Below are 23,306 nucleotides of genomic sequence, written 5' to 3'. Positions count from 1 at the left end.
CGTCTGAATCTCTTCCGCCAGCGATCCCTTCATCGGCTGCTTCCGGAATTCTTTTCGCATCCTGCCAAGGTCCACAAGCCCCACATCGAACAGGTGTTCGTCCTTCTTCGCGCGGCTGTAAATCACTCCCGCCTCCCGAAAATACTGTTCCGGAACCAGCAGATTAAACTTCTGACGGTCCAGATATCCCTCAATGGCGTTGGCCCACTGCGGGTCGCGGATTTCCAGAAGGTCTGCGAACACCGGGACACGGACATCCTTCCCAGATCTTTTCTTCAGCTCAATCTGAAGGATTTCCCGGAGCCTCGTCACGCTCGCCGGATAGGGCTTAATGCCCTTCTTTAAGTTTTTCTCTTTCCGCGAGAGCTCCTCAATCTCCTCTTCAAGCGCCAGCAGCTCTCCTGCCGTCTCACGCCTCTTTTCTGCGATTCTTCCCTTCAGAGATTCCATCTGCTCACAGACCCGGACAAAAGGAAACTCCGCAAGGGTATCCCGGCTGATGTCCTGCATGCTCTGTACACAGTCCCGGTCTTCCTTTTCCACCTGAACTCTGCGTTCTTCCAACCCCTCCAGAGCGCTGCCCCAGACACTTCCGTAATTCTTCGTATTTCTGACGGCCACTGAATTCGTTTTTCGATTTCGTCGATTTCCCGGCTCAGCCGCTCGATTTTTTCCGTCAGCTCATCCCGTTTTTTAATGGCATCGGAAGAGAAATATTCCTTCTTCTTGCCTTCAATGATTTGTCCGGCGCGGGATATTTCTTCTGTAAACTTCTGAATCTGCGAGCGGATTTCCTGAAGTTCTGCTTCTTTCTTCTCTGCAGACTGCTTCAGATGCAGAAGTTCTGCTTTCTTCTCGTCCTGTTCCGCACGGATAACGATGTATTCCTGCTGCAGTTTTCTTCCCACAGCATTGTCAAATTCAGCTGAAACACGGGAAATATTCTCCAGCGCAGCCACCCTTTTCTCCGTCCGGTCGATATCATCCTGCAGACTCTTATACTGCCGGATATCCGACTGCATCTCTTCTACATGAATTTCATTTTTTACATCACAGATGGACTCTGTAATGAATTTTTCGATGTCCGTGATCGGTGAGAAAGGGACAGACTTTTTCAGCAGGGTGCGGTACTTATCCTTGATATTGCCGAACACGGCCAGGGTGACATCCCGGTAACGCTTATTGGACTGGCAGAACTCCACATTCCACTTTCCCGGCTGGCTGCTGAAATACTTTTTCAGTTCGGTAATCCGGTAAGGGGTTTCTGTTTTCGGCTTGATGAAGTTCGTCTCCGGAATCCCATGATTATGCACGACGAACCACTGGGTATCAAAATTCAGATCTTCATGGCAGTCTGCACCGATTCCGATCATCTGCATCTTTTCTTTTTCCGTATCTTCGATTTCCAGAACCACATAACTGCTAAAGGGACCCTCACGGAGATAATTAAATCCAGTATCTCCATTATCTCCGTTCTCCCCGTATAAATAGCTTCTCAGTGTCCTGACGGATTTTTCATTCGCCGCCTTATTAAAGAAATTTCCACTTGTCTCTCCCAGAAGAACCAGCTGAAGCGCATCGATAATCGTCGATTTTCCAGATGCGGTTTTTCCGGTCAGAAAATTGATCATGCCGAAATCGACCAGCTCAAAACTGTATCCGTACCAGTTAATCAGCAGTAATCTCGTCAGTTTCTTCATCCGTGTTCTCCTTTGTTTTTATCAGCTCGCTGAGATTGGAAATCTGTTCGTTGGAAACGATGAACAGAATGGACGGCAGAATCAGGATCCGTGTCCTCGCATCGGACCAGGCACCGTCAACTTTCTTGATGATGTTATATTTTTTCAACGTCCTGAGCGCCTTTTCCATATCCACATTGGCCGGTTTCTTGGGAATCGCCCCGAGAGTAATCAGCTTGTTCACCAGATTCCCCACCGTCGTGAAGACTTCATTGATCAGCTGGAGTTTTTCCCGCTCTTCTTCATAGATCAGCCGCAGCGCATAGGTCATCAGCGTGGTCAGCTTATTAAAGCGTTCCAGATTTCCTTCGAAGCTGCTGCTTAAGGCGATCACTCCATAGGTCGTGTCTTTATCCAGCTGAAAGCCCGCATAATGAAGGTAATCCTGAATCATTTCAAAGTTCCGCTCGGCAAAAATATAGTCCTGATTGACGGTACTCACGTCTTCATCGAAATTATAGTCTCTGGAAAGCAGATAAGTATGGGCAAGCAGTTCATTGACAATTTCCTTAAATGTTTTCTGCTCCGCTGAAGACATTTTTTCATATTCTTCCTGAAATATCATGACTGCTTCCTCACTTTCCGCTTAAACACCGCTCTCGGCACACTGTAGCCCTGCCGCTTTGTATTTCCCTCTTCAAAATCAATCGTAAATGGCGCCGTCCGTTCTTTTCCTCTGATCGTACAGAGAAGATACAGAATAAAATCTTCCGAATCCAGAATATCAATATCTTCCGTCGTAATTCTGTCGCGTCCGTCCATGCACTTTTCCATATAAGCATCGATCTTCTTATTGGAATACTGGTTTCTTACATCTTCCAGGAATCCGCTGAATACCTGCGGACTGTCCTTCGGCTTTTCCAGTTTCCGGTAGTTCTTTTCCTGCTTTTTCGTCCGTTTTACCCGGTCATACATGGATTTCTGTCCGGCGTATTTAACGGAAAAGACATTCAGACTCTTCTCCATTTCCCTCATGAGCTTCGGGTCACCGGAAGCTTTCAGAAGGTCGATGATCCTTCCCTTTGCACTCCGGTCTGTATTCATCAGATAACGGATCCGCTCCACGGAAGAATTGGTGTATTCATTATGTTTCTGGTCAATCTGCGCGATCATCTCTTCGATGCCTTCATAGGTATCGACCGTATACTGGATCATCCGCAGAACTTCATCCCGTCCCTGTTCTTCGTCCTCCAGCACCTGACGGTTCAGCCCCTGCCGGGTGATCCGCCCGATCATTTCATCGTCATTCAGCCAGCCATTCAGGATTTTCATAATCGGATTCTTGAAGCGAGGCACGGAATCAATCGTCTTCAGCGGAAAATACACCTTGTCGATCACCTCCTCCTTATATTCGTCAAAATGCTCATGCAGCAAGGCGTTCACGTCATTTTCCCCCGGAAGATAGGAGAAATATCTGCGGATATTATTAAACAGCCCCTTCAGCTCATCAACCAGCCGAACCGTATTCTGGTAGGCTGTCTGCAGAGCCTGATACACATAATCCGGCGTCCGCTTCGCGTTTTCCAGAGCCGCATAGGTCGCATACACATAGCTGTTGTATTCCTTAACCTTCTCATTGGAAAGATCATACAGAAGATTGATGACCGAAATCGCGTATCCGGGAACCGTTACATTTTCTTCAAAGGACCGGGGTTCATATTCTGTTTCCACCCAGCCGGTCTCCCTCAGACGGCTGAACAGAAGATGAGCCTTGGCAGACAGTGCGGACGCATCCGTCTCTCCCTCTTCCTCGGCCTCTTCCGTAAAATCCGCTTCGTTAAACTGGTCTTCCAGCGAATCCATAAACATCGCCAGAAGATCCTTTCTCTTGATGACCAGCTCCGTTTTAAAGGCCTGACGCAGCACAAAAAGCGCCTCCACGTAGAGTTCTTTCTTAGGAGACGCTAATATGCTGAAAAAATTTCCCGGTATACGACTGAATAAATTCATTAGATAATCATTTCTCCTGGCTCATTTCTTTTTGTCTTCTGTCCAGTCAAGTATACCATATTATTCCAAGCCCTGACGGCCGGGATTAATTATCGGCCTTTTTCTCTATCTTCTTTCTGCCGAAATACAATGCCGCAATCAGTGCCGTCGCCGGTATGGTCAGAACGACGCCCAGGCTCGAGGACAGGCCCTGCATAATTTCAATGCCGACTGAATACATGTTGATGACTTCCCTGTAGGGATAGGCGTAGGCATAGACGTAGATCAGGGTATTGATGGATCCGCCCGCGAAAGCCAGGATCAGGGTGTTGGTCATGGTTCCCATCATATCTCTTCCGACATTCATACCAGACTTGAACAGCTCTTTCCCGCTCAGATCCGGATTCTTGTCATGAAGCTCAGAAAGGAAGGATGCCACAGACATTCCGACATCCATGACTGCGCCGAGGGCGGCAATCAGAATGCCGGCGGACAGCAGCTGTCCAATCTTGATTTTTGTCATTTGTCCCACATAAATCAGCTGCTCGATATCGGAGACGTTCAGGCCGCCGATGTCCGTAACCGCACCGAAAATCCAGGCGAAAATTCCCGCTCCGATGACGCCGATAATGGTACCGAGGATCGCCGCAATCGATTTCCGTGTCAGGCCGTCGATCAGAATCATCGTCGCGAAGGTCGTCAGTGCGCAGATCAGGATCGCCGTAAAGATCGGTGAAAATCCGCGGTAGACCATAGGCAAGAAGACGAAAAACAGACACAAGATCGTAAATATCAGCCCGGCAATGGAATCGATGCCCTTCCGGCCTCCGATCAGCACGACGATCGCAATGAAAATGCCGACCATGAGCCAGATTTTCCAGCCTCTGTCGATGCTGTACACGGAAGCATCTGACGTATTTTTCGCCTGACTGAGCAGGATGACGACGTGACTTCCTTCCTTACATTTCGCACCATACAGGTAGGAATTGGTGCTCCTGGCGGTGATGACCTCCCCCTTCAGCTTTCCGGTCGTCAGACGGATTCTGACCTGCTGGGTTCCTCCGGAGCTTCCCAGAACCTTCGTCACGACACCTTTCTGGAACGAACGCCCGTTGTTATCTAACAACTGGACCTTGGATGAACTTTTCACGTTCATAAAAAACGAAAGAAGGAGAAATTCGTCAGCATTTTCTTAAATGCGGTGCTGTCATAAGTAACGGTGGATTTTCCGCCCTTCAGAATCTTACTTCTGGAGTAAGCATGGTCATGTCCGGTCAGGACCAGATCAATCTTATTCTCCTCAAAGTACGGAATCAGTGTGTATCTCAGGTTGGTGATTTCAGGCTCGTTGGAGTGCTCAGCAGATCCGTAGATGTCCTGGTGCAGAGTGACGATTCTCCACTTGCAGTTCTTATGCGCCTTTACCGCCTGCTCGATAAACGCTTTATGCTCAGCCGCGTTGGTGTTCTGCGTGTTCAGGTCGATGAACAGAACATTTCCGTAGGTGAAGCAGTAGTCGCCGCCGGTTACTCCGTTGGAACCGAGACTGCTTGCATTTGCGCGGTTGAAATGATAGGTGTAGTTCGGGTTGTCCGCATCGTGATTTCCTACCGTTGTCGCAACAGAAACGGACTGCAGTGTCTTCGGTGCGAGATATCCGGCATACTCAATCTCATTCTTGGACCCCAGCTTGTTCGGGGACTTTGCCTTTGTCGTCTGAATCTGGTCTCCTGCAGACATGATGAATGCAGTCTTTCCGTTCGTTCTCTTCTGGATCTGATTCAGCGTAACCGACCAGTTGAAGGAGTCATTCATTACTGCATTGGACTGAGCATCGTAGAATTCCTTGCTGTCCTGACCCTTCAGTTCATTGGAAGAACCGATCTGCGGGTCGCCGACAAAGGCAAAGGAGAAAGATTTTGACGGTTCTACGGTATGAGAACGTACCGAAGAATACTCTCCGTCTTCCGGCTCATAGCGGTAATAGTAGGTTGTTCCCTCTTTCAGTCCGGACACGGTTACCTTATTGGATGTATATGTATTTCCGCTGTCATCCTTCTCATCCGCAACCGCTGTCTGCGCTGCCTTATATGTTTTTGCGCCCTTCATGGACTTATTGCTGGAAATCTGCAGGGTGATCTTTCCGTCCTTGAGGCTGACTGTATACAGAATTATGCTTCTACCGCAGTCCTGTAAACCTTATGTAAAACCATAAGGCCCCCGATCTGACAAAGGATACAGGACAAGTCCGCAGCAGCTGTCAATTTTTCTTCCCAGCTCGCCTATTCTTGCATACTGCATACAACACTTCGCAAAGATAAAGTGTTCCCTTAACTGGTCATTTTTTACACGTATGAGCGAACAAAAGCTGCTGTCCTTTTTCTTTGTTTTCCCGTGCTTTCCAGACGCCTTTCCGATTGTTTTTCTCTATACACAAACAGGAACAGGCTTCTTGCTTCATTGTTTTTTGTCCGATTCACACAGAAAATAATAAAAAAACAGGACTAGAACACAGTACATAACACATACTTGTCTCTTTCACGAAAATGCTGAAATGTCAAGTATCAATGATTCTTTTTATTAGAGTTTTCTGTATTGACTTTATCCATTTTCTACGTTATAGTTTTAACAGAGATTACGGTTGAAAAACAATCGCGCAAGGAGGTAAGAAAGATGAAATTAACACCGAAGATTGACTATTCCAAGTATGTAGACCATATCAGAACAATCGAGGCTCATACAGAGGGTGAGTACTGCCGTGTTGCGATCGACTGCCCGGAGACAGAAGGCAAGACAATGATCGAAAGAAAGCACTATCTGGAAGAGCATTATGACTACCTGAGAACAGCACTGATGTTTGAGCCTAGAGGGCATCATGACATGTTCGGTTCTTTCATCACCGAGCCATGCAACCCGGAAGCTGATTTCGGTGTATTCTTCATGGACGGCGGCGGCTATCTGAACATGTGCGGACACTGCACCATCGGAACAGTCACAGCAATCCTGGAAGGCGGACTGATGGAGATGAAAGAGCCTCAGACAGAGGTTGTTCTGGAAGCTCCTGCAGGACTGATCAGAACAGTTGCCGACGTTAAGAACGGCAAGGTTACAGGCGTAACACTGACGAACGTTCCGGCATTCCGCTATAAGAAGGATCTGCACACAACATATGAAGGAAAAGACGTTGTCTATGATATCTGCTTCGGCGGTTCCTTCTTCGCAATGGTTGATACAGAGAAGAACTTCGGCATCAAGGTAAGCCCGGAGACGGCTCCGTTCCTGACCAAGTTCTCCAGCTTCATGCTGAATGAAGTCAACAAGACAGTAGAAATCCAACATCCTGAACTGGATATCACAACAGTAGACCTGGTTGAGAACTACTCCACCACAGATACACCAGACGCAGACCTGCGCAACCTGGTTGTATTCGGTGACCCGAACGATCCGCAGCTCGACAGAAGCCCGTGCGGAACAGGAACATCCGCTAAGCTGTCCCTGCTCCACGCTCTCGGAGAGCTCCCGGTTGGCAAAGAATTCGTTTACGAGTCCTTCATCGGAACCAAGTTCTACGGAACCATCAAGGAAGAGACCAAGGTTGCTGACTATGATGCAGTTATCCCTCAGGTCAGAGGCGCTGCTTACCTCTGCGGAGAAGCAACATGGTTCATCGATCCGGACGATGCTCTGGGAAAGGGATTCGTTGTTCCTAGATAGTTTCCATAATGACGAGACTAATGATTTTACGTAATGAATAGAAGTAACAGGCCGCCGCGGCAGGGTGCATCATCCCTGCCAGCGGCGGTCTGTTTTTATGTCTGATCAATCGGGCAGACTCTGCCAGCGAATTCTGCACAGGATAAAGATCCGGCCAGCCTGTCTGCCTTCCTTCTTTCTGTTCAGTCCGCTACAGACATAAAGAGATGCGCCGGCTGACAGCCTGGATTGTCCAGACTGCTGACGGCGCTGCGCATGTTCTTTCCTGCAATATTATTTTTTCTTTTGTTCCCCTGCTACTTTACCAGATCAGCGGCATGGTCTGTCAGAAGACCCTGTGCTCCGCCGATGATGTAGGTAACGTCCTTGAATCCGTTTTCTTTCAGAATAGAAATTGCTCTCTTGGCTCCGAGGTTTCCGGATCTGCAGATGACGACGATCTTCTTGGACGGATCCAGTTTCTTATCCTTGATTGCTGTTGACAGGAGATTTTCCTGCTCGGTTGTAGAGATCGGGAAGCATGCAACCTGAACGGCGCCCTTCAGATGTCCAGCCTTGAAGCCGATGTCTGTTCCGTTATCCAGCTTGATGGAATCCTGTCTCAGATCCAGGACCTGAGTCTTGGAAGAATCCAGAGCTTTATACTGGTCATAGGTGATGCCGAGTTTCTTCCATGCATCAGCATCTGTATAATCATTTGCACGGTCTTTCAGCGTAATCGTGTAGGATGCTGTCGCATGCTTTTCACTACTGTTTGCCATTTCCGGAATTCCAGTTGCTGTAATGGTAACCTGAGTCGTGGATCCGACTGCCGGCATCTTATTAACCGTTACCGTTCCGTCCTTTGCTACGGTGACATAGTCCTCGTTACTGGATGTGTAGGTTACGTTATTATCCAGTTTTCCGCCTGTAGCAGACAGAGCATTGTCAACCGTTCCTGTCGCGGTTGCTGTGACACTGTCCTTCGCATACTTCAGTCCGCCCAGGGCTGTGTATGTGGTCGGAAGCTTGTCCGTTGTTGTGTATGTGACATTTCCCTTTGCCGGATCACCGATCTGAACCGGAAGGTTATCATGCTGCTGATATACAAACCATCCATCATCATACATGGTCATGTTGGTGTAACCATTCTGATACATGATCAGGAACGGAATGGATGCTCTCCAGCCGGTTCCGCAGTAGAAGGCGAGATTGTCATCCAGTGTTGCTCCGTAAAGCTGAATGTACTTGGCAATGGTGTCCGGACCTACAGCGGTTCCGTCAGCGTTTACGTAAGAACCGTCATCGGTATCATGACCCCAGATCGCTCCCTTAGGCTCGCCGGCCTTCTGGATATAACCATAGCCACTGGTCTGGCCGATGTATTCCTCATAGGAACGGATGCTGACCAGCTTATACTTGCTGTCCGCCTTTGTGATTGTATTGGTGTCGACAATCCATTCCGGATGAGCTGCTGTGGATCTGCCGAATGCAGATGCGCTCTTTCCGTTGTTGCTCTTCTTCTCTGTCGGATATCCTGCCTTGGTCCATGCGCCATAGCCGCCGTCCAGGGACTTGACGTTCTTTACGCCAGCCCACAGAAGTGCAAATGCAACACGGTCATCACCGGAGTTTGTCGCTCCGTTCGCGTAAACGATTACTGGTGTATCAGTCGTAATACCGAGCTTGACAAGCTGAGCCTTGATGGAATCGAACTTACGGATATCCCAGCGCTGGGATTCTCTATCGAGTTCATTGTTCTCAATCCAGTCTGTGTTGAAGTGGATAGCTCCAGGAATATGACCTGCACCATAATCAGGATCATCCTTCTCTGTTCCCCAGCCGACTTCCAGAACAACCGGTTTCTTCATTTCTTTCTGCTTACCGGCAATCGCTGCGCGGACATAAGCCGCAGATACATAGACCTTGCTGGTCTTCTCTGCCGGCTGAGCCTTGACGTTAGAAGTGGATGCAGCCTTCTTAACCGTGATCTTGATGGAAGCCTTCTGCTTTCCAGCCCGAGCAGTTACAGAAGCACTGCCTTTCTTCAGACCTTTTACAACTACGGAAGTAGTTTTCTTAGATGTCAGCTTGACAATGGTCTTTCCAGATTTAACAGACCATTTGACCTTCTGATTTGATTTCAGTTTTACCGTCTTTCCGACATAAATTGTCTTTTTGGACGGAGAAACCTTTAACTTCTTTGCTGCGTAAGACGGGTTCATGCCTAAGAATGCGACTGCTGTCAGCACTGCCAGAGCCGTAACCATAAACTTGCGCAGAGCAGAGTTAGTCTTAATCATAATCTCCTCCTCCGTGAACATGCGATAACTCTCTTCATATATTGTAGTTCCGGCGTACTATCTGCACCAATATATTCTATCAATGTTAAGCCTATAATTCTAATCGGTAATAAAATACCCTTTTAGGATTCGTGATCTCTAACTTAATATAGATCGTGACCCTGACACCTGATTTGTCCATTCTTTCATCACAATAGCAATTCCGATCATCACAAAACGGAAGAAATGTGAAAAAATTGTGCCTTCTGTGATATCAGCCTTAACTTAATTCATATTTTCTCTACGCAGGATGAACATGACCCCCGATTACAATAAAGCCATAAGTTACAGAAAACGAGATGTGAAATCATCATTCAGAAAGAAAGGGAACGAGGTGATGGTCATGCTGAGATGGAGAAAGAACAGACAGCGCAGCGGAGATCCGTACGAGCAGGGAAATGACCCGATGAGCCACAACGATTATAACCAGAATTACAGCGGCGAGGACTGGGGTAATTCCTACGATAACAGCAGCTTCCGTGATTATCCGCCGTTTGATGAAAACCGGGGATACTATTCCAATAACAATTTCAGCGGCGGTCCTTCCTCATCCGGCACGTCACACCTGCAGCCGATCAAGAAGAAAACACTGGCTCTGATGATGGCCGGATGCATGCTGGCAACGTCCGCCGTTTCCGTCGGAGGATATGCCCTGTATACCAATTACTTTGGAAGTTCAGGAAGCAGCACATCCGCGACAAATTACAAACTGACAAGTTCAAAAACAACTCTGACGACCGACAGCATCGTGAAGAAGGCGGAGAACTCTGTAGTTTCCATTACCGTTACCTCCTCTTCATCTGACAGCAGCGGATTCTCCAGTGCATCTTCGCAGACGACCAGCAGTGCAGGCTCCGGCGTAATCATCCAGTCTAACGGATATATTCTGACCTGCGAACACGTCATCGAAGATGCCTCCAGCATCAAAGTCACGCTGAAAAACGGAAAATCCTATTCCGCGAAACTGATTGGTACAGATTCCGATAATGACCTGGCAGTCATCAAGATTACAGCCACCGGCCTGACTGCAGTAACATACGGAAACAGCAGCAAGCTGGAAGTCGGTGACTCTGTCGTTGCCATCGGAAACGCCCTGGGTGAACTCAGCAATACGGCAACTACAGGAATTGTCAGCGCTCTTGACAGAGAACTTACGATCAACAACCAGAAACTGACCCTGCTCCAGACAGACGCGTCCGTCAACCCTGGAAATTCCGGCGGCGGTCTGTTCGACAGCTCCGGAAACCTGATTGGGATTGTTGAATCAAAATCCTCAGGTTCTGACGTAGAAGGCCTGGGCTTCGCTGTTCCGGTCAACACAGCCGCCAAGTCCGCAGCTAAGATCATCAAGACGCAGGGAAATATCGGATCCAGCTCAAGCTCTGACTCCGATTCCAATTCCAGCTCAGATTCTCAGTACGGATCCGGTTCAGACTCCGATTCCAGTTCCCCATTCGATTCCGGTTCTGACTCATCCGGCCAGAGCGGCGGAAGCAGCGAATACGGATCCGGTTCGGGCTCCTCCGAAAATCCATGGTAACACAGGGAATATAATCACAGCGCAGCACTGACATTGTTCAGTTTTACATAGATGGACAGGATTGATACTGAAATACTCAGTTTTACATAGATACTTTCATAAAGGATGAGACCATTACAGGCATCCGGAAATTTCACATCCGGGCGCCTGTTTTTCTTGTGTATTCACACAAATACTTTACTACGTTAAATGATCGCCCGTGTTTGTCCGGCACTTTTCTGTCAGAATCCTTGCGCATTTACTTTCCCAGTCATATAATTGAAGCGTCGGCAAAAGAAAGACGCAAGGAACTTACGGACTGCCGTGCAGCCGGTTTTCTGCCTTGCTCTGTGGATTTTGTCAGAAGATAACACTGCCCTGCCATACGGCAGCAGCGCCGGATTGACGGACAGACTGCCTGCGGGACAGACAATGACAACGATTTAAATATTATCTATATAAATGAAGGAGTGAAAAAAATGAAGGCATATGAACGACTGATGGAATACGTCAAGTATCCGACCGGTTCGACGGAAGAAAACGACGCATGCCCGAGTAATCCAAAGGAGTTCGATTTCGCGAACGCTCTTGCGGACGAGATGAAAACTCTGGGTGTTGAAGACGTCGACGTCGATGAGCACTGCTACGTAATGGGCACTATTCCGGCCAACATTGAGAATTACGATGGACCGGTTCTGGGATTGATCGCGCACATCGATACTTCCCCGGACGCACCGAATGAGAATGTCAAACCGGTTATGCATCACTATGAGGGCGGCAACCTGATTATCAACGAGAAGGAAGGCATCAAAGTTGACGCTGAAACCCTGAAGAATTTCATCGGATGCGATATCATTACTTCTGACGGAACAACACTTCTGGGCGGCGATAATAAGGCCGGCGTTGCAGAAATCATGACCCTGGCCGAGATCCTGCATAATGACAGCAGCATTAAACACGGTACAATCCGCATCGGATTCACACCGGACGAGGAAATCGGACGCAGCAGCGACCTGTTCGACCTGGACAAGTTCGGCGCAGACTGCGCCTACACCATCGACGGAGATCTGTTCGGCGAATGCCAGAGCGAAACTTTCAGCGCCATGGGATCCAAGGTTACCGTAAACGGAGTCGGCGTACATCCTGGATTTGCAAAGAATGCAATGATCAATGCGCTGCACGTTGCAGAAGAATTTGATGACATGCTCCCAAGAGACGAGCGTCCAGAATACACCGCAGGAAGAGAAGGATTCTACCATTTGGTTACCATGAGCGGCGGCGTTGAGAAGGCTGTCATGAACTTCATCCTGCGTGACTTTGACTGGGATCTGGTTGAAAAGCGTGCGGACATAATGAATAAGACAGCTGAATTCCTGAACCACAAATACGGCGAAGGAACAGTTGTTGTTGAAAACACTGAGCAGTACCACAACATGGGCGAAATCATCGAGCAGCATCCTAAACTGACGGAAATTCCGCTGTCTGTTATCAGAGAAATGGGATACGAGCCGGACACTGCGCCGATCAGAGGCGGCACAGACGGTGCATTCCTGTCCTTCAGAGGACTTCCTTGCCCGAACCTGGGACCTGGCGGAAGCAACTTCCACGGAAGAAGCGAGTTTGCTGTCGTCCAGGATATGGAAAAAGCAACGGAAATGATCACAAAGGTTGTTCAGAAAATCGCAGAAGTAAAAAAATCTGATCTGTAATTTTACGCAGCCCGAACTGATTCTGCAGACCATTTTTCAGCCACTGGCTGTCAGCTGCTGAGGAGCCTGAAAGGATCGAAATCATTCATGACGATCTCTCTCCTGCTCACCAGCGATATGTAAAAAGCGGTATCACCGGAAATCCACCGGCGGTACCGCTTTTCTGTCTTTATCATTTTTTCTGATGGAACTCTACCGGTCCGTGCTGTCTACATATGGATCGTTCAGAGCGAACGAGTCCTGACCCGCCTGCAGTCCTGCTCTGCTGTCCGCATTGCCAGGCCAAAGCAGAAAACCGTTGTCAGTCTTTTACCCGGCGATGAGGGTTTTTGAAACAGACAGGCACTCAGCCAGCCTGGAATTCACATAACCATTGAAAATTCAACCGTTTACGTCCTGTACTCTTCCGCTTAATCCTGTTGCAGCTCCTCGATCTCTTTTTCAAGCTCAGCAATTTTTTCCTTATGTGAATCAATTTCCCTGGCCAGATTTCCTGCCTCACCGACAAACTCAGTCTCTCCATTCCTATACTGCACGTAATAAATCTGTCCGATTTTCTGAAGTTCGGAATCAATCAGTCTGTTTTCCGATGCAATCATATTCTTGCGCTTTGTCACTTCAATCTTCAGTTTCGCGTCATCACTGGCCTGTTTCCCGGCTTCCTTCGCGACAGCTCCGGCATGCTTTGCCGCCTCACCTGCCTGCTTCGCCGCATCTCCAGCCTGCTTTGCCGCAGATTTTGCCTTATCCAGAATTGCGTCCTTGTCAAATAATGCCATATTACTGCCCTCCTGTCTGACAGATGCATCCATCCGCATAATATAATTACGATTACTCCTGCCCGCTTGTTCAGAAATCCCAGTTTTCATTGCAGCTGCAGTGAAAACCATATTTACAATGCATACATAACGCCTGCAAATACATACTTGATTATTCTGTATATTGAAATTATACCACTGAATCTAATCACAGAACATGGAATTTATTCCACTTATCCTGCCTGCACCATCAGAATATCCATATCCACGGAATGCGAAATTCCCGGAAGTTTTCCGCTCTGCGAATACTGCCACATGATGTACTTATGCTGAAAGGTTGTCTGATTGGTATAATGCGCGATCCAGAGATCGTATTTTGTCAGATAGGAAAGATCCAGAGAATTGTTGATCCATGTCGGATTTCCGTAAATCAGCGGTTTATACCCGTTCTGCTTCACAATAGAACAGAAAGCGTCGGTAATTTTGGTTTTCTGCATCATAGACAGATTATACGTTCTGCTGGAGGAATCCTCTTCCATGTCAAACGCCACCGGCATTGTAATTCCCTTATGACGGATCTGCTTCAGCGTCCATTTTGCTTCCTCAACAGCCTCCTTCGTATTAACCGCGGAAGAATAGAAATACACACCGACATCAAGGCCGGCATTTTCTGCGCCTTCCAGGTTGCTCGCAAAGCGCTTGTCCAGGCTGACGGCACCATCGGTAGAACCGCGGTAGCCCACACGGATCATCGCAAAGCTGATTCCCGCCTTCTTAACCTTCGCCCAGTCAATATCTCCCTGATAGGCGGAGACATCAATTCCGTTTCTGGACGTCCATTCCGCATCCTTATACTTCTTCAGACCATTCTTCCAGTAATAGGCAGAACTGCTGTACGGATTTACAGCATAGGCCTGCGCCTGGTCCAGACCATTATATTTTCCATGAATGATCCCTGCGCGCCAGTAAATCAGTCCTCCGCAGACCAGTACGGCAAGCAGAATCAGAAGGATCGTTTTTCTTTTTCCTCTGCCGGACCAGGAAAGATCGAAATGCCCGCGGAACCACTGCTTCAGCGCAAATGTATTCCGGCGCACAGACGACTTTCTCCCTTGCGCTTTTCTTTTTGTCCTCTTCATAAGCTGTTCTCCATCCCGGTCCTGCCGCCGGCCTGAAAATAAAAACTCCGCTAAGCTCCTGCACCAGCAAAAGCCGCGGAGTTTCAGAAAAGAAATTTATAACTCTTCCTTCTCATTCATCTCATCATCCAATTCACTGTACGCCATCGCCAGCACATACACAGCCAGCGCGCACAGACTGAACGTGATCCATTTTTTTCTCATAGAATACCCTCCAGCTGTACGGGAGTGACAATTCATCTCTATTCAGTATATATGCAGACGGGACAAAAATCAACTGCAAGGAGGCCCTCGCTTTCCTGTCATTCCTCTTGATTACTGCCGACAGCAAAACCCCTGCCGCCCTTATAAATCTTTATGCCCGTGGTCCCTCTCCTCATCCGGATTGACATGAACCATGCAGTGCTTCAGCTCAGGATGGCCTTTTTCAAGAATATCGTGGACCTCCCGCGCCGTCTTATGAGCGTCATAGAGGCTCAGATGTCCGTCCATCGTAATGTCCACATCGACATAAATCTTAGCACCGAACTGACGGGAACGGAGGTCGTCTACATGCATGACTCCCGGAACAGACTCCACTTCCGCATACATCTGCTCCACCAGATCATCCGGACATGCCCGGTCCACCAGCTGATTGATCGTCTCCCGGAACACATCAACCGCAGCCTTGATAATCAGGATGCCGATGACAATGGAAGCCGCCGGATCCAGTACCGGAATCCCCAGACGGGCGCCGACGATTCCGACCAGACCTCCCGCAGAAGCCAGGGAATCAGAGCGGTGGTCCCATGCCTGCGCCTTCAGTGAGACAGAATTCATTTTTTTCGCCGCACGCATGGTAAAGTGGTACAGAATTTCTTTCACTACAATCGCAATGACCGCGACGATCACCGGCAGCATGGTCGGGACGGCAATTTTCTCCGGGTGCATGATCGACTGTACGCCAGTCTTTCCAATGGAAAGGCCGACGATCAGCAGAATATTTCCTAAGACAATGGAAGCAACACATTCAAAACGCTCATGCCCATAGGGATGGTTTTTATCTGCGGCGCGGTGAGAAACCCGCGCTCCGGCCATGACAATCAGTGTTCCTGCTACATCGGACAGGGAATTAAATCCATCTGAAATCATGGCCGCGGAATGGCCCAGTATTCCTGCGAACATTTTAATAATGGAAAGTCCGATATTCGAAAACATGTTGACCAGTGAAACATGGTAAACTGCTTTCTCCTGCTGATCTCTGAGCTCTGCTCCGGATGCTGCACTGATATCATCTTCTGTCTGTGCATCATGTTCATGATGAAATAATCCATGCATAGTTTCACCTCCTCAATACGTCCTGCCAGTTATTCAAAGGGCCAGAAAAACCGCCAGAATACTGGCGGCTAGTCCAACCCTAATATCTTCAGTATATATTCTTTCAATTGTATCACTTCATTCTATTTTTATCAACCAATAGCCTATCTGTGATGGTGTCAAGAGCTAGTGGGAGTTTTTGTTGACAGATCTCCAAGTTGTTTTGTGAGCTGTACGCAGCCTGTGCCTGGAACGCCTCCCGGCTCCCTTCGCGCATGCTCACGCTTCCGACTCCGCCGGCCTTCTCCGGGCTGCGTACCTTCGGACCCGTCCTCGGTACGCCCTGTGTGTCCTGTCACCGTTTCCGTGCATTTCATGCCCGGAACGGTTCCATTCCACACAGCTGTTTCCTTCCCCGGATTCAGGCCGTCGATCGTCTGGCAGCGAGGCGCTCAGAAGTCCAGGCATCAGGCTGCATTACAGTCTCACGTTCAATCAGCTTAGCAGTTCTCTTACTGCTCCACAGCTCTTGATCAGCATCTGAGTTCCGGAAGCTCCGTCCATGACAATAGGCTCTCCGTCAAAAATACTCCAGTCATGCAGTTCTTTTTCCGCATGCTGGATGACACGGTCCGCATATTCAGCGTACTTCTCCCGGAGAATATTCTCAGGCTCTTTTTTCTGCAGATCACTCGCCTTCAGTTCACCGCCATTGATCAGATACACTCTGATGTCACTCAGTCTTCCGAGCCCTTCATCGCTCCATCCCTGCGGCTCACGACTGAACCGTTTCGACAGAATATGACTAACCAGTCCTTCTGTACAGCTTCCCGGCATATCCTTCTTGAAACGATTCACGATTGGCTTCCAGTTCCCATTCAGATAGACACCGAATCCGTTGACTTTTTCTGTCAGCTCCTTGTCTTCCTTCGCGTCATCCAGCAGTTCCTGTATGCACCGGTCAGCTCTGCTTTGATCATTTCCCTTCACAGCATCCATGATCACTTTCTTCACTCTTCTCTTTGGAAACCTGACTGCCAGTGACCGAAGGGCCTTCTGGAAATGAAAACCATCCATAACGTGAACTACATGACAAAAATCGTCCAGACCATTCCGGATCCAGTTCCCGCCGTCTCCAAGCAGCACGATTTTCTCCAGCACATCCATGTCATATTTCTTCTCGATAAATCCCTCTACCGTCTTCCACAGACGTCTGGTATTGAACTCTTCATCGACGAAGCTTACCGGCTCTACCGTCGCATTCCGATGGGTGCCGATCATCCGGATTCCTTCTGTCACTGTCACCAGTGGCACGATTCTGCTCCGTTTTCCGGGCTTCTTTCCTGCTTTCTGCATGTGCACGTGATCCTCGTCAGCAAAAACATGGAGCACACTGACCTTTCGCTTCACCTCTGGTACTGCGGTCTCTGGAACATTCACCTTCATGATACAGTTCCTTACCGTTTGTCTGCTCAGTTCACCTCCCGTCACGATCTCAGAACTCTTCGCATAGGATACACAGGCTGCATTTTCAGCCAGCTTCTTTCCTACGACCCGGTCAACACGTTCATACTTTGGCAGTCCAAGAATCTCATCCAGAAGAAACCGGTGCTTCCCGCTGTTCTTGTCATAGTAATAGCTCCGTTCGATCCCGATCGTCCCAAATTCTGTATAAATTGTCCGTTTCCTGCCTCTGGCTTTGATCGTGAGTCCGAGTTGTTTCCGGCCAGCTTTGTCATTCCTCAATTCCTGATCAAATCCCTCTGCTGCCGCACGAATGAACCTGGCGGTTGTTTCCCTGCAGTACTTCATGAGTTTTGCGCTGGTTTCCTCCCAATTCATTCCTTCGTGAGGTTTTAGTGTTTCCAGAATATTTTCCAGGAATTCAGCTGCAATTTCATGTATAATAGATGGCATAGGGATCTCCTTTCGAGTGCATAGATGTAATTTCTTCACTTTTATCTTAGCACTTGGAGATCCCTTTTCCAGTTTCTAAACTCCCACTAATACTTTACACCCTCCCTATCTGTTTCAACTCGTCAATTTTTGACAAAATGTTAAGGTCAATGTATCATAGAAAGAACAGCTGAATCATACAGCTCAGTAAATATTTCAATATTTCAGAGGATTGAAGCACCCACCTGCGATAATCGGGCATGCAGATGACCGCATCAAGAAAACCGATTCTCTGTCTGACGCAGAGAAAATACGAAAGTCCGCATTGGCGCAGATCCAATCCATAAAGACTGACGCGCAGCTGACCAAGGAAGAAAAGGCAGCAAAGGAAAAAGCAAGAAAGCGCCGTCTCGCAATAGAAAAAGCAAAGAAACGCGCAGAAAAAAGACGTGCGCAGAAAACAGCAAAGACTGCTTCACCAGCAGGAGCGCGGGCAGGCTCCGAGGCTTCTTCTGCAGCACGTTCATCCGTCAATTCCGGCTCGAACAGCAGTACTTCCAGCAGAAGCTACTCATCTTCCGCCCGCACCGGATCATCCTCTTCATACAGCGGACATTCCGGCAGCACCGGTGGAAGCAGCCATACGGGACATTCAGGGAACAGCGGTTCCAAAGGTAACAGCGGCCAATCCAATGGAAGCAGCAGTAAAGGATGTGTAGGCGATGACGCGTCAAACTTCTATTAAAGAGAACGAACATCGCAGCGGCTCTGAAGCGCCGGGAAATCATCCGTACTACGACCAGTTTTCCTATATGCGCATTATCGCGACATTCTTCATCATCATTCTGCACTCCCTGTTCGCGTCCTCAATCTATTTCAAGGACGATATGACAGCAGCCAATGTCCGTTTTGAACAGGTATTTCAGAACCTGCTGATGTGGTGTGTCCCGGTTTTCCTGATGATCACAGGAGTCCTTCTGCTTGATCCGGACCGGGAAATTCCTCTGAAAAAACTATTTGGAAAATACATCAAACGCATGCTGCTTACACTGGTCGTCTTCACCTTCCTGTTCCAGCTGTTAGACTATAAATTCGGACTGCAGCCGACGCTTTTTACCGGATGGATCCGCAGTCTGTTCTTTGCCAAGAGCTGGGCGCACATGTGGTATCTCTACATGATCATCGGCCTCTACCTGATGATGCCGTTCTATAAGCTGATCACAAGATACGCAGAAAAACTGGTCCCGTATCTGATCCTGATGCTTCTCATTTTCACTGCGGTCATTCCGCTATTTCTCAAGAGCTTCGGATTCGGCATCCCGACAGCGACCGTCTACCCGGTCTACCTCTTCATCGGATACTGGCTGTACCATCATAAAATGAAGCTTCCATTGTCCCTGCTTCTGACCATCGGATGCTCCGTGGCCCTGATTGCCGTCACCACCGTATTTCTCGGAAAAACCACCATCACCGACAGTTTCTGCGGATACGCGTCCATCCTGGTTGTCGGACAGAGCGCAGGATTCTTTTCCCTGATGAACAGAATTCGGATTGACGCGGACTCATGGATTCGAAAAATCGACCAGTGTACATTCGGTATTTACATTCTGCACATGATCGGAATCCGCTGGCTGATGAAGATATACGGCTTCAACCCGTACACATACGGACCAATGTCGTTTATCCTCATTGCCATCGTTTTATTCCTGATTTCCTTCTTCCTGACCTGGCTCATTCGGGCAGTAACAAGAAATCAGCTGCTCTAGCGCGGACAAAATAAAAACGTGCAAGGAGTCTCCTTGCTGCAGCCGGCCCTGCGGCCTAACGGGGGCCGGCTTTTTCTTTTGTCCCGGCTGCCATGCGGCTTTTACTCTTCGCATTCCCTTGCTGCTCAGGATTTGTCGTCTACAACAATTACGCCCGATAAATATAGTCGCAAATTACATTTAAATGTGAAAATAAAATATTTTTCTTTTAAGTCTTATTCTTTTCTGAATTTTGCTTGCTTTTTGTCTTCTGACTTGCTAACTTGGTTTTTGTCGGTGCTTCCGCGCCGAACTCGTCTATTCTGGAAGGGGCCGGTGTATGTGTTTAACGGAATATCCTTTCCCCCAGAAAATTTCATGAATTCAAGCTTAACAAAACCTGTGATATTCCATTCACTCTGTATTTTTCTGTACACCAGCCCTTCCGCCCATACGCGATATTTATAAGGAGGTAAGTTATGGTACGTACAAAAAGCCAGATCCGACTGAAGCGGCAGCTTTCTATTCCCGCCGCAGCTCAGCTACGGAGGCTGATCCCGCTGATTATTTTTCTTTTCATTTTTACTGCTTCCGGGCTGTTCAGCGGCGTGCACGCGGCGGAGCAGTCCACATATCCGCAGCTTCCGCATCCGGTTAACTGCCCGGAAGATGCAGACACGCAGGGGAATGCGGCCGTATGCGCAGGAGAAAAGCATGACAGCGGACAGAAGAAAGATCTTTCTTCAGGTCCTTCTTCTGTAATCACAGAATCACCGGAAAAGAAGTCTGCAGCTCTGAAATGTGGAGGCAGCCGTGAGCCCGCCGCTGCGGAATATTCATCTTCCGGCTCTGATCCTGATTCTTCCGCTTCTGAGAATCCCCCATCTTTCACCCCTTCTTCCGAGCATCTCCGCATCTGGCAGCAGCTGATAACAGACGCTGCAGATACGCCAGAATCACTCCGCCGCTACGTCATTACAGAAGAACGGGTAATCCGCCCGGACAATCCGCTTTCCGGGAGAATTCCTGACTTCAGGGGTTTTCACCTGCGCAGCGTAAACCCAGTGGTCAAAAGCACGGAAAATGGCCGCATCATCAAGAATATCTACTATGACCGCGATCTTGTGGAGCTTCATTTTATCATTCCCGCAGAGCTTTCACAAAGCGGCAGGGCGGAAAATTACGCCTGCTCCGGGCTTTCCGATGCCCCGCTTTCCTCAGCCGGAATGGTCTGGGACGACCGCTGCAGCTGGGTTCTGGGCGATGGCGATCCTCTGACAGTCGACATGGACGAAACCTCTGTTATGTCGATGACCTCATTTTCCGGATTCTCCTTTTCTCAGGGCCACCCGATTTACCTGGAGGCCCGCCCGCTTCCCGATCACCCAGTGATCATCCATCATCAATTCCTCCCGCCGCAGGGAAACACGCCCCGGTCCGTCCACACTGACCATCTGAAACAAAACGGATTTCATACGCTTCTGAAAACCATGCGTTATCGCTATCCCGGATACGAACTGACCGGTTACCAGCTTCTGAAAAAAGGGACATCCATTCCTGCCGGCAGTTTCCAGTCCATAAACTTCAGCGGCCAGTACAAGGTGCTCTCTTTCCCGTCAGCCTTTGACGCCGCCCTCATCTACCGCCCGGTCCGCTACAATCTGCAGCTCTTCATCGAAGAAGGAAGCCTCCATACCAGCCGCTTCCATCAGGAAAAGCTGTTCACTGTCTCCGAGGACAAAAATGAAAGCACAAGCAAGCAGCCGCCTGCAGATGAATTCTGCATCCGTGATTACGACTGGTTCCTGACCCCGCTCTTTCATCCACAGTCTACAGTGGATCAGAACGCCCTGATGCCGGCGCATCCGGTGACCCTGTTCGGGAAACGGAAAATTTCAATTCCCGAGGACCCGGTCATCATCCCGCCGCTTCCAGATCCAGAGCCGGAAGACCAGCCATCCGAACCGGAAGGGCAGCCAGAAAAACTCCCATCCATAGATCCAATTCCGGAAGAAGCGGATCCCAAAGACACGCCAGCAGAGCCAGACCCCGAAAAGACAGACCATTCTGTTCCTTCCCATACAGAAGAGAGCGATAACACCAGCATTTCAGAAATCGAAGGCGATCCCGTCCCGGAACCGTCCGCAGAGAAAATCCAAGACTGCACAGAACCTGACGATCCCGCGCCCGAAACAGCCGATCATCAGCCCCTGCTGCTGTGGCTGCTTTCCCTTCTCGGGAGCATGGGAGCGCTGATGGCGTTCCTGGGCAGAAGGAGAAAATCATAGAAATCCGGCTTTCAGGCACTATCGAGGTGTCCGGCAGACATCCGTCACTCAGGAATTTTCATAGCCCATGCAGCAGTGACAGCATAAATTAAAAGATGAGGCGTTGCGGTTCTTATGTATTCCTGTATTTTCAAAACACCTGAGAGGAGTTTTGAAATATCTGTTCCGAGATTATAAAATAATCGCGGTTCCTCAACGATTTTAAATGTGCACATTTTAATTGTGCATTCATAAGCATCTGAACATGCAAGAATAGCGGGAGATTAGCAGGATTTCCCGCTATTTTCATCCGATATAAAGCAATATATTCTGTATTATTAATATATGTCAATCGTTTTCTTTCAATACATGCATATCATCAAAGCAAATACAAAAGAAACCTGTCATTTCTGCACTAGTAAACAAGGAAAGTCGTCTACAGGAAGTAAAAACTCCCTTTCCGCGTTGAGAAATTTCGATTTTTCGACTTAACGGAAACAAAAAAATCCAAAGTGCCTTTTGTCACTATCCAGACTATCCATTAGATAGGACATTATACTCTTGGCATGGCAGAGTATCTGGACATGGACGAAGCATTACGATCCCTGCAAAAGGCATAAAAACACCTGATTTCAAAATATTCAGACGCTGAACTACAATAAGAACCCCACCCTTCCACGACGCTGAAGCGTCGGGTGGGTGCCCGGGAACCTTGTTGTCGTCTAACGGGCAGACAATAAAAAACAGTGCCGGAACACGTTGATTTTCCAACGTTTCTGACACTGTTATTCTAATGTGCCTAGCCGGATTTGAACCGGCGACCTTCACATTCGGAGTGTGCTACTCTATCCAGCTGAGCTATAGGCACGCATCTCTATGCGACTAATCCAGTATACCATTATTTCGATGACGGTGCAATCGTTATCTGCCAGATCTGGTCTGATGCAACTCTTATTAACCAATTATGTCATCTTCCCTTGCTTGTGACTGCTATTTTCCTCTGTTATATTGATAAACAAGAGGAGGATGATCGATATGGCCATAATGATTAGTTCCAACCTTCGCATAAATAATCACCAGAGGACTTTAAGAAAACAGTTATTTTTTCACTTAAATATCCATGGTTCTATAACTTACCTGAGTTTAAACATCGAACTTCCAGACACTGAAGGGAACAGAGTAACAGAAAACGGCCGCAATTTTATAGATTCCGGCCGTTTTCTTCCGAACTTAGGGCAACACCTCCCCGGCAGCACCCCCTGTCTTCTCGACAG

At 48.4% G+C, this 23,306-nt stretch carries 16 protein-coding genes and 1 tRNA gene; 6 read left to right on the top strand and 11 right to left on the bottom strand.

Annotated elements, in window-relative coordinates:
- Window positions 1-437 precede the first annotated feature (437 nt).
- From ACI77B_RS06915 to ACI77B_RS06895, 5 genes are all read right to left on the bottom strand, one after another.
- Window positions 438-1,700 (bottom strand): ATP-binding protein, encoded by a 1,263-nt coding sequence (locus ACI77B_RS06915; RefSeq protein ID WP_409336153.1) that lies wholly within the window; start codon window positions 1,698-1,700, stop codon window positions 438-440.
- Complete coding sequence (locus ACI77B_RS06910; protein ID WP_409336152.1) at window positions 1,669-2,304, bottom strand: DUF4194 domain-containing protein; 636 nt, start codon at window positions 2,302-2,304, stop codon at window positions 1,669-1,671. The genes ACI77B_RS06915 and ACI77B_RS06910 overlap by 32 nt, the downstream gene beginning before the upstream one ends.
- On the bottom strand, window positions 2,301-3,689 hold the full coding sequence (locus ACI77B_RS06905) for a Wadjet anti-phage system protein JetA family protein (protein ID WP_409336151.1): 1,389 nt from the start codon (window positions 3,687-3,689) through the stop codon (window positions 2,301-2,303). Before ACI77B_RS06905 ends, ACI77B_RS06910 begins: the two co-directional genes overlap by 4 nt.
- A gap of 85 nt (window positions 3,690-3,774) precedes the next feature.
- The gene (locus ACI77B_RS06900) at window positions 3,775-4,755 is read right to left on the bottom strand and encodes a YibE/F family protein (RefSeq protein WP_409336150.1); all 981 of its coding nucleotides are present in this window, start codon (window positions 4,753-4,755) and stop codon (window positions 3,775-3,777) included.
- 65 nt (window positions 4,756-4,820) lie between these two features.
- Window positions 4,821-5,777, bottom strand: a complete 957-nt coding sequence (locus ACI77B_RS06895; protein ID WP_409336149.1) for a metallophosphoesterase — start codon at window positions 5,775-5,777, stop codon at window positions 4,821-4,823.
- 564 nt (window positions 5,778-6,341) lie between these two features.
- Between ACI77B_RS06895 and ACI77B_RS06890 the strand changes: the two genes are divergently transcribed.
- Window positions 6,342-7,382, top strand: a complete 1,041-nt coding sequence (locus ACI77B_RS06890) for a proline racemase family protein (RefSeq protein ID WP_409336148.1) — start codon at window positions 6,342-6,344, stop codon at window positions 7,380-7,382.
- A gap of 296 nt (window positions 7,383-7,678) precedes the next feature.
- Here ACI77B_RS06890 and ACI77B_RS06885 read toward each other — a convergent pair whose 3' ends face one another.
- On the bottom strand, window positions 7,679-9,664 hold the full coding sequence (locus ACI77B_RS06885) for a rhodanese-like domain-containing protein (protein WP_409336147.1): 1,986 nt from the start codon (window positions 9,662-9,664) through the stop codon (window positions 7,679-7,681).
- 340 nt (window positions 9,665-10,004) lie between these two features.
- Here ACI77B_RS06885 and ACI77B_RS06880 point away from each other — a divergent pair, with 340 nt between their 5' ends.
- On the top strand, window positions 10,005-11,243 hold the full coding sequence (locus ACI77B_RS06880) for a S1C family serine protease (RefSeq protein WP_409336146.1): 1,239 nt from the start codon (window positions 10,005-10,007) through the stop codon (window positions 11,241-11,243).
- Window positions 11,244-11,701: 458 nt separating this feature from the next.
- Entirely contained in the window at window positions 11,702-12,931 is a 1,230-nt protein-coding gene (pepT, locus tag ACI77B_RS06875; protein ID WP_409336145.1) for a peptidase T, read from the top strand.
- A 410-nt stretch (window positions 12,932-13,341) separates the two neighbouring features.
- On the opposite strand, the gene ACI77B_RS06870 is transcribed toward pepT, so the two are convergent.
- The 4 genes from ACI77B_RS06870 to ACI77B_RS06855 form a co-directional block, all read right to left on the bottom strand.
- A complete protein-coding gene (locus tag ACI77B_RS06870) occupies window positions 13,342-13,710 on the bottom strand; it encodes a hypothetical protein (RefSeq protein ID WP_409336144.1) in 369 nt (122 codons plus the stop codon).
- Window positions 13,711-13,922: 212 nt separating this feature from the next.
- A complete protein-coding gene (locus ACI77B_RS06865; protein WP_409336143.1) occupies window positions 13,923-14,828 on the bottom strand; it encodes a glycoside hydrolase family 25 protein in 906 nt (301 codons plus the stop codon).
- Between the two features lie 345 nt (window positions 14,829-15,173).
- A complete protein-coding gene (locus tag ACI77B_RS06860; RefSeq protein ID WP_409336142.1) occupies window positions 15,174-16,145 on the bottom strand; it encodes a cation diffusion facilitator family transporter in 972 nt (323 codons plus the stop codon).
- Between the two features lie 474 nt (window positions 16,146-16,619).
- On the bottom strand, window positions 16,620-18,041 hold the full coding sequence (locus ACI77B_RS06855; protein ID WP_409336141.1) for an ISLre2 family transposase: 1,422 nt from the start codon (window positions 18,039-18,041) through the stop codon (window positions 16,620-16,622).
- 211 nt (window positions 18,042-18,252) lie between these two features.
- Here ACI77B_RS06855 and ACI77B_RS06850 point away from each other — a divergent pair, with 211 nt between their 5' ends.
- From ACI77B_RS06850 to ACI77B_RS06840, 3 genes are all read left to right on the top strand, one after another.
- Window positions 18,253-18,765: a hypothetical protein gene (locus tag ACI77B_RS06850; RefSeq protein WP_409336140.1), complete on the top strand. Its 513-nt coding sequence runs from the start codon at window positions 18,253-18,255 to the stop codon at window positions 18,763-18,765.
- The gene (locus tag ACI77B_RS06845) at window positions 18,743-19,786 is read left to right on the top strand and encodes an acyltransferase (protein WP_409336139.1); all 1,044 of its coding nucleotides are present in this window, start codon (window positions 18,743-18,745) and stop codon (window positions 19,784-19,786) included. Before ACI77B_RS06850 ends, ACI77B_RS06845 begins: the two co-directional genes overlap by 23 nt.
- A gap of 458 nt (window positions 19,787-20,244) precedes the next feature.
- The gene (locus ACI77B_RS06840) at window positions 20,245-22,053 is read left to right on the top strand and encodes a hypothetical protein (RefSeq protein ID WP_409336138.1); all 1,809 of its coding nucleotides are present in this window, start codon (window positions 20,245-20,247) and stop codon (window positions 22,051-22,053) included.
- Between the two features lie 773 nt (window positions 22,054-22,826).
- On the opposite strand, the gene ACI77B_RS06835 is transcribed toward ACI77B_RS06840, so the two are convergent.
- Window positions 22,827-22,900: transfer RNA gene (locus ACI77B_RS06835), tRNA-Arg, on the bottom strand.
- Window positions 22,901-23,306 lie beyond the last annotated feature (406 nt).

The sequence above is a fragment of the Eubacterium sp. F2 genome (assembly GCF_046244355.1).
In the GTDB taxonomy this organism is placed as follows: domain Bacteria; phylum Bacillota; class Clostridia; order Peptostreptococcales; family Anaerovoracaceae; genus Aminicella.
Note: the sequence above shows the minus strand (reverse complement) of the source record. Positions and strands in the feature narration are given on the sequence as shown.

Excerpts from the sequence above, each read along its gene's own strand:
- ACI77B_RS06855 (WP_409336141.1), bottom strand. The coding sequence starts at position 18,041 with ATGCCATCTATTATACATGAAATTGCAGCTGAATTCCTGGAAAATATT.
- ACI77B_RS06910 (WP_409336152.1), bottom strand. The coding sequence starts at position 2,304 with ATGATATTTCAGGAAGAATATGAAAAAATGTCTTCAGCGGAGCAGAAA.
- ACI77B_RS06890 (WP_409336148.1), top strand. The coding sequence starts at position 6,342 with ATGAAATTAACACCGAAGATTGACTATTCCAAGTATGTAGACCATATC.
- ACI77B_RS06915 (WP_409336153.1), bottom strand. The coding sequence starts at position 1,700 with ATGAAGAAACTGACGAGATTACTGCTGATTAACTGGTACGGATACAGT.
- ACI77B_RS06860 (WP_409336142.1), bottom strand. The coding sequence starts at position 16,145 with ATGCATGGATTATTTCATCATGAACATGATGCACAGACAGAAGATGAT.
- ACI77B_RS06905 (WP_409336151.1), bottom strand. The coding sequence starts at position 3,689 with ATGAATTTATTCAGTCGTATACCGGGAAATTTTTTCAGCATATTAGCG.
- ACI77B_RS06840 (WP_409336138.1), top strand. The coding sequence starts at position 20,245 with ATGGTACGTACAAAAAGCCAGATCCGACTGAAGCGGCAGCTTTCTATT.
- ACI77B_RS06865 (WP_409336143.1), bottom strand. The coding sequence starts at position 14,828 with ATGAAGAGGACAAAAAGAAAAGCGCAAGGGAGAAAGTCGTCTGTGCGC.
- pepT (WP_409336145.1), top strand. The coding sequence starts at position 11,702 with ATGAAGGCATATGAACGACTGATGGAATACGTCAAGTATCCGACCGGT.
- ACI77B_RS06895 (WP_409336149.1), bottom strand. The coding sequence starts at position 5,777 with ATGAAGGGCGCAAAAACATATAAGGCAGCGCAGACAGCGGTTGCGGAT.
- ACI77B_RS06870 (WP_409336144.1), bottom strand. The coding sequence starts at position 13,710 with ATGGCATTATTTGACAAGGACGCAATTCTGGATAAGGCAAAATCTGCG.
- ACI77B_RS06885 (WP_409336147.1), bottom strand. The coding sequence starts at position 9,664 with ATGATTAAGACTAACTCTGCTCTGCGCAAGTTTATGGTTACGGCTCTG.
- ACI77B_RS06845 (WP_409336139.1), top strand. The coding sequence starts at position 18,743 with ATGACGCGTCAAACTTCTATTAAAGAGAACGAACATCGCAGCGGCTCT.